We start from the raw sequence: 10,212 nt of genomic DNA, 5'->3' as shown, positions 1-10,212 counted from the left end.
TGAAATAAAATTCAGGGCTGTTGCCGTGCGAGATTGCGGATCAAGTCCGCAATGACGTCGTTAGTGGTGGAGATTATGTACGAGTCATCTAACGGAATATTCAGGCATGTTCCGAAGCAGGAGCTTTGGAACGAGGTAGGTTACTACTAACGTCATCCCGCACTACGATGCGGGATCTCGCGCGGCAGGGAAGAAGGATCTAGTACGAAGCATTGCCAGCGATGACTACTCATCAACATCCTCTTCTTCATCACCAGAGGAGGCTTTTTTAATTTTATTCCGGATCGTTCGGTCCGTGATGCCCAGTATTTTGGCAGCTTCTTTTTGGTTCCCCTGGGTGTGTTCCAGTGTCTTTTTAATAAGCTGAAGCTCCATATCTTCAATCGACATCAAGGGCAGATCCGAAAGCACTTTCTTGCTTACTTCAAGATCCACTTTTGAAAACAGGTTATTTTCGATATGATCGAGGGTGATAGTATCACTTTCGTTTGAGAGAATAACGCCGCGATGAATCTTATTCTCCAGCTCACGTACATTGCCATTCCATTCTTTCTGAGTAAGATATTCCACAAGCTCTTCAGAAGCCTCCTTTGACTCTATTCCGTATTGTTCAGCATACCGATCAATAAAGTAGTTTATCAGCAGGGGAATATCGTCTTTGCGATTTCGAAGCGGAGGTATTGAAATCGGAAAGACATTCAGACGATAGTACAAATCGTCCCGAAATTCTCCTTCATCAATAGCTTTGGCAATATTTCTGTTAGAAGTAGCAATAATGCGCACATCTGCTTTAATAGGCTCTTGGCTGCCCACGCGGTGGAATTCTTGTTCCTGGAGCACACGCAGTAGTTTTGCCTGCATATTAGTATCAATCTCGGTAATCTCATCCAGCAAAATAGTACCGCCATTAGCTTTTTCAAACGCCCCTTTTTTATCAGATATGGCTCCCGTAAAAGCACCTTTGACATGTCCGAAGAGTGTGCTTTCTACGAGTTCTTTAGGCAGGTTTGCACAATTTATTTTTATATATGGTTTATCAGACCGATTGCTGTTTTGATGAATAAGATTAGCAAATACCTCTTTACCAGTTCCGCTTTCTCCCTGAATCATGACCGGTGCTTTACTTTCAGCGATCCGGGGTAAAATATTCATCAGTTTCTTGATTTGCTCATCCTGGCCTATGAACTGTTTGTCTGTTGGCTGAATGAGCTCTCCCGAAGTTCCCTGCGCCGAAGGATCCTCTTTTGCACTTTCGTTTGTATCATCTAAAGCCTGGATTTTGTGCTCTTTAGTAAAGTTGAGATTATCAGATTCAAAAAACCGGTTAATACGATATACAATTTCCTTGGCTTTAAACGGCTTTGTTACATAATCGAAAGCTCCTTTTTGCAGTGCCCGAACGGCATGGGTGATATTGCCGAAGCTGGTCATCATGATGACTCCTGTATTCGGATAATTATCGGTGATATGTGATAAAACTTCGTCACCAGTCATCTCATCCATTTTAACATCGGTAAGTACCAAGTCAACCTCGTTATCTTCTAAAAATTTTTTGGCATCGATGGGCGATTCAAAAGCTTCAACCTGATAGTTATTCATGCTCAAATTTTCTTCCAAAAATTCGAGCAGCATAGTGTCATCTTCGATTATTAAAACACGCTCATTCATATATAATATGTTGATACTCCGTTAGCAGTATGGGGTAATTGAGAGGGAAATATTGATCCGTGTAATTTGTAACCCTTTTTCCTCAGATATTAAAAGCTTTTCTGATGAAAAGTTCAAAAGAAAATGCTTTAACATTTGCTGTTAAGGCTATTAAGAAAGGTAATATTTAAAATAACAGATGCAGAATCCGGCTGTGAACACAGAATGCTGAATAAAACAGTGTGTTTGGCGATTGAGAAGACAAGTTGCCGACAGGTATTCTGAAAAAAGGGGCATCCTGTTCGCCAGTTGCCTTTTGGAATCCTTCGGATGTTACACGGGGCGGTGAATCAGGGTCTGTTGTAAAAATAGTATTAACACCTGGCTGCCAAAATAAACTGTAAAAGTCATCACCAAAATTTTTCTTCTTATAAAAAGCTGGTGAGAAATTAAATGCTAGAGCTTCTAAAGAAGAATCATGTGCAGGTGCTGAAAAATTCCGGATCGAGTTCAGACAGGATACGTCATGACATCCGCGGTCTTGTTGTTCTTCGTTAATAAATAGCTCCAGATTCACAGGACCTATTCTGCAATAAGCCTTCTACGACAAAATTTTGTGAGCGATATCTTCCCATACCGCAGGATCGTTGATCTTTTGACCAATTTCTGTTTCTTCAGCTGTTTTGTCGGATGCTTCTGTCGCCTGTTTGAATTCCGCTATTTGAGCTTTCATGTCCTTTAGCTGATCAGAGGCAGAATTGTTTAGTTTTTCCAATTCGAGTTTGGCAAATAATTGATCGTTGTTGCGAAACTGATAATCGCTGATTGAAACTTTATCAGCAGGTGAGTTAGCAGACTTTGATGAAGATGCATCCGAAGATTTCTGACCATTCGATGCTTCATCCGTCTTTTTTAAATTACTACTGTTGATGTTATTTAATTTATTAATATCCATAATAGTCCTATATGAAATCTATTGTTGATTTAAAGACTGATAGCTTTTCTCAGCCTTATTCGTTTTAATAGCTTCACTAAGCTTCTCTTTTGATTTGTCTAAAATATAATCAAATGCTTTATCAATTTTTATCTGTTGCCGTTCAAAACGTTTAAAAAGATCTTTGAGCGTTTTCTTCCTCTTATCAGTTAATAAAGAATGATCAACATTCGATGTTAGTTTAGATAATTGTTGCGTATAAATTCCTCGTTGCTCAAATCGCTCACGCAGTAACTCAATGTCAGCATCATCTTTATGAAGCTGGTTAATGATTTGTCTATTTATTTGTATCAGCTTTTTAAGCTGGCTGGCGATCTTGTTCATTTATTAAAAGCCCAGTGTTGCCTGTTGATTCATTATCTGGTTAAACTGACGCTGGCCTTCCTGCTGCATTTGGCTAATCTCTGCAAAAATTTCGCGCTGTCGTTCTTCATAGCGTTCCAGGTATTTTTCTTCAGACTCGATGCGATTTTCCAGAAAACCAATTTTTTGATCTAACCCGCTTTCGAGTGAAGAGATAATACCACCTGTTTGTGTAAAGGCGTCGGCACGATCATACATACGCGTTACCGGAGAATCATCATTAGTAAACAGACTTTTAACTTCATTAGGCCTTTGATTTAAAGCCTCTTTTAGCAAGTCAGCGTCCTCCACTTTCATGGTTCCATTGTTTTCGAAACCAATACCAATTTCAGTGAGATTTTGTAACTCTCCTGCCCCAGCAGAAGCCATATCCGTAAGTGCAGTTTGGCGCAAGTTGATCGTTAGGTTTCGGATAGAGCGCATATCCTGCAGTGGTCCTTTATTTCCAGTTTCTCCATTTATAAAGGTCTGTCGACGAATTATTTTATTCATCTCATTAAACTTACTAATGAAATCATCGACATTACTTTCAGCTTCTTCTATATCTTTTTCGACAGTAATCTGCTCTTGTTGAGTAGTATCGCCGAGAAGGGTAAATGTCATGCCTGAGATTGCATCATCCACGGTGTTTTGCCCACGCGTGAACGTTATTCCATCTACCGTAAATTCAGCATCGAGATTTGTAGTATCGGTTTTTTGGTGCGACATGTTATTTGTTACATCGGCCAGAACTCCTGTAGCATTACTAAATTGAATGCGTTCATCATATCCTGTCTGAGCACTTTTAACCGACAGTTGAACATTTCCGTCGTTATCAACCTCAAAGACATCGCTATCGGATTCCTCTCCCAGCAGATTGTTAATAGCAGAAGAAAATGATTCTAAGATTTCTTTATTTGTTTTATCGGTACCGTCACTATTAGTGGTGGTAACAGAAACCGTTTCTGTTTTGTCACCTATAGTGATATCAACAGAACCATCTCCGCTCCCTGCTAAACCAGTTGCTGTGCCGTCCATTACATTTGACAGCATGATATCTTTTGTAGCTTTCCGGTTCACCGAAATGTCATAGGTATTAGGATCATTTAGTCCTGATATAGAGTCAACACGAATGGCATTTTCATTACTTGAAGTTGCCTTGAGCGGATTAAAACTATTAGAAGTAGTACTGGTAAGCTCATCAATTTGAGAAGTAAAATCCGATATAACAGAACTCACTTTGCTCAAGGCTGACTGCTTGTTGCTCAGTTGACCTTTTTGATCTTCAAGCCGAAATTTTTTCTGGCTTTCGATCATTACCAGCTGGTCTATAAACTGGGAATATGGATTGGTTTGTTGGATGAGACTACTTATGGAATTCATAATAAATCGATGTTTTTGAATTAGACGTCAGCTGTTTGTTCATCCATCTCGATATTGCCGTTTGCTGCCTGTTCCCATGCATCACGCAGTGGCTCTAGGATTTCTCGTATCTCTTCATAATTTTCTTCCCGCGCTAAATCCTGGCAGTATTGATAAAGCTGAAAAAGCTCATCTGCCGGCTCATGATCAAAGTTCAGGCTTTCTGTCAAAGTGTTAAGCACATCGTTCACTCGCTTTTTATCCTCTCTATAGGTCGCCTGCAGTAGCAGGTCGTACAGTTTTACGACCAGCTGTAATGGCGATGCATTTTTGATCGCTTGTTGCTGATAAACCTGTTGTGGATTCCGCATAGCTTTATGATTCAATAAAAATTAATCGTTCGTTATTCGTTGTTATCGGACAAAAGATGATTTACTTAAGGGTGTTTGTATTAGAAGTCTTTAATCAATGTAAGTTCTTCAACAGTTTGAGATGCAAAGAATATGCCATGCTATTTCTGTCGGGACCATATAAGATCAGAGATCTACATAGATTATAACTGATTTTGGGAGTTTCTCCCGGAGAAGGAGATTAGAAGGATTGAATGTCGGGGGTATTAGCGATATAAAATTTTAAAGTCCCTGAACCGCCAAAAATTCCCTTCCAAAGAAATAATTTCCGTTCATAACAACGTCATGTCTGGAAGAGAAGCCTTCTGAAAGCAATTTCATGTAATGGCATTTTATTTGTTCTGATAGAAAGTGCAGGATAACAAAAAAATGTCAACGAACGGAACAAGCCCTTGCAGAAAAGGATCAAGCAAGCCCAAAAATATTTAGAGTGGGGAAAGCCGAATCAAGCTATAGCCGAACTTAAGCCCACATTAGATAGTAAGCAGGTCGAGAAAGAATCCCAGTGGGTACCCCATCATATGATGGGAATTGCACTTTCTTTAAAAGGAGAGCATAAGGCTTCGTCTGGTTATCTTGAAAAAGCGGTAAAGTATGGTTCGGAGCAGCCAGAAACCTATCATATGCTTTCCGTAAACTATTATAACCTGGTACGATTTGATGAGGCCGAAAGGTATGGGAAGGAAGCAGTAGACAGAAAAGCCGATTTTCTAAAAGCGTGGTTGAATTTGGGATCGGTATATCGGGCGCAGGCAAAGTTGAATGAGGCCCTGCAATGTTATAAAAGGGCGAATGAAATTGATCCAACTAATGCAGGGGTTGCTTATCGAATAGGTGAAATCTATCGTGATCAGGGTGATTTGGACCAAGCAATGAAATTGTTTGATATTACTCTGAAAATAGAAGAGCATCATATTAGAGCAATGCTTGAAAAGGCGGAGATCTATAAAAAGAAGGGGAATCTTGATAGGGCAATAGAAAGTCTGCAGCAGGCCGAAGAGTTGCAAGGAAATCAGATCCCGATTGGAGTGAGTAAGGCTGAGCTCTATAAATCCAGAGGCATGTATGATGAGGCTATAGCTCTTTATGAAGATTTACTTGAAGAACAGCCCCAAAATAATGTATTGAGGGTAAACTATGCACTTTGTTTGCAAGAAGTGAGTCGGTTTGATCAATCCGAAAAAAATTACCGGCAAGCTATTCAAAATATGGATGATCCTCGTGAAGCCATTTCGAATTATTTAATGGGATTGCACTATAATCCTAATAATAGCCGTGATTATATTTTTGAAGAGCACCTTAAATATGGAAAATATTTTGCACAGAATGGAACTGCAAAGATTAAGAAAGTAGATACGAGTACAGAAAAAAAATTAAAGGTAGGTTTTATTTCCGGAGGACTTCGTCGGCATCCGGTTGGTTGGATGATTGCGGGAGCTCTGGAGCAATTGCCAGACGATGATTTTGAACTCTTCTGTTATACTACAAATAACAAATTTGATTTTATAACTCGGCGAATTCACAGAAACATAGATCACTGGAAATCTATAATTGGATACAGTGACGAGGTTATTAAGAATATCATCCACGATGATAATCTGGATATATTAGTAGACCTTACAGGGCATGCTTCCGATAATTGTATGAGTGTAATGGCTCTTAAGCCAGCACCGATACTTGTCAAGTGGGTGGGGGGACTGTTTAATACCACTGGGCTGGAGGCTTTTGATTATCTGATTACCGATAATTTTGAAAGTCCTGAAGGAGAAGGGCAATATTATACTGAAAAGTTAGTGCGGCTGCCTGATGATTACATTACCTATACTCCGCCTGCCTATGCCCCAGACGTAGAACCGCTTCCTGTAAAGGAAAACGAATATATCACTTTTGGGTGTTTTAATAATCCCACTAAAGTAAATGATGTAGTCCTGAGAAAATGGGCGAAAATAATGCACCGAGTGCCGGGCAGCAGGTTATACCTGAAGAGTAAACAGTATGATACGGCATCCTTTCGCAAGCAGATATTAGAGGTGATGGCTGAGGAGAATATTTCAGGAGAGCGTATTGAGTTTGAGGGGCAGTCTGTTCATGATGAGCATTTAGATGCGTACAATAAAATAGATGTTGCCCTTGATCCTTGGCCATATTCCGGTGGTTTAACCACTTGTGAGGCCTTGTACATGGGCGTACCGGTTATTACTCTGCCAGGACCTACTTTTGCCGGACGTCACTCTACAACTCATCTTATGAATGCCGGTTTGGAACAATGGGTTGCCGACAGCTGGGAGGACTATATCGAGAAAGCGGTAGCATTGTCGAATGGTTTGAATAAGCTGGAAGAATGGAGGTCAACGTTGCGTGATCAACTGTTGAACTCTCCGGTTTGTGACGGCAAGCGGTTTGGAGCTCATTTGTCGATGGCTTTCCGGGAAATGTGGAAGCAATGGATAGATGGTTACGAAAATGAGAAAGAAGAGTGGGCAGATCATATCAGAATAAAATCACTGTCAGAAGAGAGAGTGTCGGAGCTGACAGACGGACCTGAAACTACACCGCTGATTACCATCAAAGAAAATGGTGTAATGAGTGAACTGACTGAGGAGAATGATTCCAATTTAAAAGAGGAAAAAGTTGATGAGCAAGATATGGAAGAGTCACTGATTAACGTTGAGGAATTAGGACATGATACAAGGATATCCCCGAATGGGACCGGTTCGCATGATGCAAATCAACGATTAAATGGATTTTCACAACGTATGACAGAAGAAAAGGACAAGAAATACTTCATCGAAACCAGAGATGGAGTGAGCATTTGTGTTCCGAGAGATACAAACGTGCTGACAACCTATGTACTTTTAGAACAGGAAGAGTGGTTTGAACCAGAATTAACGTTTTTGCGCGAGTTTATAGAGCCCGGTATGCATATTACTGATGTGGGAGCCGGATTCGGAGCTTACTCATTGCCAATGGCATCAAAAGTTGGAAAGAAAGGAAAGGTGTATGCTTTTGAACCAGTATCTGATACACGCAATTACCTTGAGAGGAGCAAGATCGAAAATGATCTGAATCAGCTGGAAATTTATGTTCATGGACTCGCTGAAAAAACACAGAGAGCAGGGGTAAATAAAGCCGAAACACCTGAGCTGAATACGTTGACAGAGGGCGACGAAATTCCACTTTCCACGCTGGATAAATGGTGGGGCTTTATCGGTCAGCCAGATATCGATCTGATTAAGATTGATGTCAACGGTATGGAGCCGCAAGTAATTGAAGGCGGAGAAGTCATGTTGAATGCAACCTCTCCTGTAGTGATTGCCTCTGTTGGTGATGGAGATAGTTTGAATAAAATACGCAGTCAGTTTAACAAGATGGACTATGCTTTATACGAGTATATTCCGGGGCCTGGTTTGTTGGCGAAACACGACCCCGAAGCGGGCGTTGATCCCTATCTGATGAATGTGATAGCTATCCCAGAAAGCAGGATCGATGAATTTAAAGAAAACGGCTGGATTTTTGATGAAAGTATAAAAGTTGAGGCCACGGATTCTCGCGGATGGAAGGAAGTTCTGGGGAAATTACCCTGGGCCGAATCACTGCTAGATGATTGGGAACAGAATATTGAAGCCGGGAATCATGACGAATACCTGGAGGCAATTAACCTTATTTGTGCTGCCGAGCAGATGGATGTTCGTGATAATGATGATCCTTCGGCGCGTTCCCGGAAGGGTGCCCTGATGCTGAATGCTGCCCATATTTTGATTGGTCTGATTAATAACGGAAGTGCCGGAATTTCTGCTGGCCTGACCTACGTACGTGTGATGACACAGCTGGGTAAACGATCGCAGGCCGTGGAGATGACAAAAAATTTAATGGAAATCGTAAACGCCGGTGGTGAATTATCGGTCAAGCTTCCATTTTTCCCGCCGCTTGCCGAGCAGGATAAAACGACTATTGAGACGGATCTCTCAAAATGGTTGACGGTGCGTATCGTAGAGGCATGGATAACGCTTAAAAATCCGTCGATGTATATGGCCGATGAGCAGGATCGAAATATGTTAGAAGCACTGGAGGGGAATCCGGAGGTGAGTGGTACGATCAAAAAAGTGATTAAACTTTCGGTTGATTCAACTAATGCAATAGCTGCACTTAATAATGAGGAAGATGATATAAGCTTACCTGCCGCCAATGTTACCGGACAGTCGGCTAAGTCAGGTGCCTTTAAGCATTTGTACCTGGGATATCCCGGTAAGCAGGGCGGTGCTCATGGAATTCACGAGATCAGAGCTCGAAAATTAGCACAAGAAATTAGGAAAAAAGGAATTAGTGCAAGTGTTATTTCTTCTTCAAAACCGGAGCTTCTTGAAGCATTATACAATGTAAGAAATAGTTCCGGATATGCCTGTTATTCGGGAGTGATGGGATATGATTTGAAGGTCCATTCCGATATGGGAGTGACAGGAAATGTATTTGATCTCATGGATATTACCGGATTCGCATTTCTTGGAGACCATCCCTATACGGAATTTATGTGGAATAGGATAATAAACAGTGCTGATAATATGGTGTTTTTAACGCCTATTTCGTCTTTAAAAGACGAGATGGAAGAAATCTTTCCAGATGTATCAGTCAGGAAAATTGGCAATTTATTTCCACTCTCTGAAAATGCAGGCAATCTGCAACAAATAGAAGATCGATCCATCGATGTATTAATTCCATGGGGATTACATAAGTTTTTTGCCAATCAGCAATCTTTGGAAGAATCTCTTCAGGATATTGGGCCTAAACAGGCAGACCTTGGATTGGCACTATACAAGGAGGCTATTGATAATTATGAGAAATCCATTTTGGCCATTTTCTCAGAGATCTATCAGATAAAGTTTGGAAATAAATATCAATTTGGCGGGACCAAGACAAAAGAGGATTTCCGCTGGCTTAAGGTTCTTAGTTTGGTAGACTGGACGATCAGAAAATATCGCCGCATAAATATGCTAAAAGAGCAGCTCGCTACACTTCCCGACAGTTACAGGGCCGTTATAACTGCAAATAAACAGGTATCAGAATTAATTCCCGAGCTAAAAGACAAAAATAATATTGAGTGGATTGGGGAGGTCAGCAAAGAGAAACTGAACCAGTTATATCGAAACACTAAGATTACACTTAACTGTAATCCTACCTATTTGGATAACATCCATCCAAGAATATATGAGGGTATGAATAATGGTTGTTTTATAGTATCGGATTTTAATCAAGGGTTAGAAAAAACCTTTTGGGATGAGGATGCGATAGGAATTGTAGGTGGTACGCAGAACAGTAATTCGTTGGCTGATTATGTGACTGCAGATTGGAGTAGCTTGCAAGAAAAAGTCGAACGGGGACAAAAAATTGTTAAGACAGATTTTACTGCTGAAAAACATGCAGAAAGTATCATTGAAGTTATAACCGAAGAAATGAAATAAG

At 40.6% G+C, this 10,212-nt stretch carries 6 protein-coding genes; 1 reads left to right on the top strand and 5 read right to left on the bottom strand.

Annotation, left to right across the window (positions count from 1 at the left end; genetic code table 11):
* Nucleotides 1-225: 225 nt before the first annotated feature.
* The 5 genes from ACT3ID_RS18070 to ACT3ID_RS18050 all read right to left on the bottom strand — a co-directional run bounded on the left by ACT3ID_RS18070 (nt 226) and on the right by ACT3ID_RS18050 (nt 4,716).
* Entirely contained in the window at nt 226-1,668 is a 1,443-nt protein-coding gene (locus ACT3ID_RS18070; protein ID WP_491543469.1) for a sigma-54-dependent transcriptional regulator, read from the bottom strand.
* A gap of 580 nt (nt 1,669-2,248) precedes the next feature.
* A complete protein-coding gene (locus ACT3ID_RS18065; protein ID WP_491543468.1) occupies nt 2,249-2,602 on the bottom strand; it encodes a hypothetical protein in 354 nt (117 codons plus the stop codon).
* An 18-nt stretch (nt 2,603-2,620) separates the two neighbouring features.
* Nucleotides 2,621-2,965 carry a hypothetical protein gene (locus tag ACT3ID_RS18060; protein WP_491543467.1) on the bottom strand — a complete coding sequence of 115 codons (345 nt, stop codon included), beginning with the start codon at nt 2,963-2,965 and terminating at the stop codon, nt 2,621-2,623.
* 3 nt (nt 2,966-2,968) lie between these two features.
* The gene (gene fliD, locus ACT3ID_RS18055) at nt 2,969-4,366 is read right to left on the bottom strand and encodes a flagellar filament capping protein FliD (protein ID WP_491543466.1); all 1,398 of its coding nucleotides are present in this window, start codon (nt 4,364-4,366) and stop codon (nt 2,969-2,971) included.
* A 20-nt stretch (nt 4,367-4,386) separates the two neighbouring features.
* Nucleotides 4,387-4,716, bottom strand: coding sequence for a flagellar export chaperone FliS (locus ACT3ID_RS18050; protein ID WP_491543465.1), 330 nt, complete (start codon nt 4,714-4,716; stop codon nt 4,387-4,389).
* A gap of 431 nt (nt 4,717-5,147) precedes the next feature.
* On the opposite strand from ACT3ID_RS18050, the gene ACT3ID_RS18045 reads away from it, so the two are divergent.
* Nucleotides 5,148-10,211 (top strand): FkbM family methyltransferase, encoded by a 5,064-nt coding sequence (locus ACT3ID_RS18045; protein WP_491543464.1) that lies wholly within the window; start codon nt 5,148-5,150, stop codon nt 10,209-10,211.
* Nucleotide 10,212: the final 1 nt, after the last annotated feature.

The organism is Fodinibius sp. GM108 (assembly GCF_058386985.1).
Note: the sequence above shows the minus strand (reverse complement) of the source record. Positions and strands in the feature narration are given on the sequence as shown.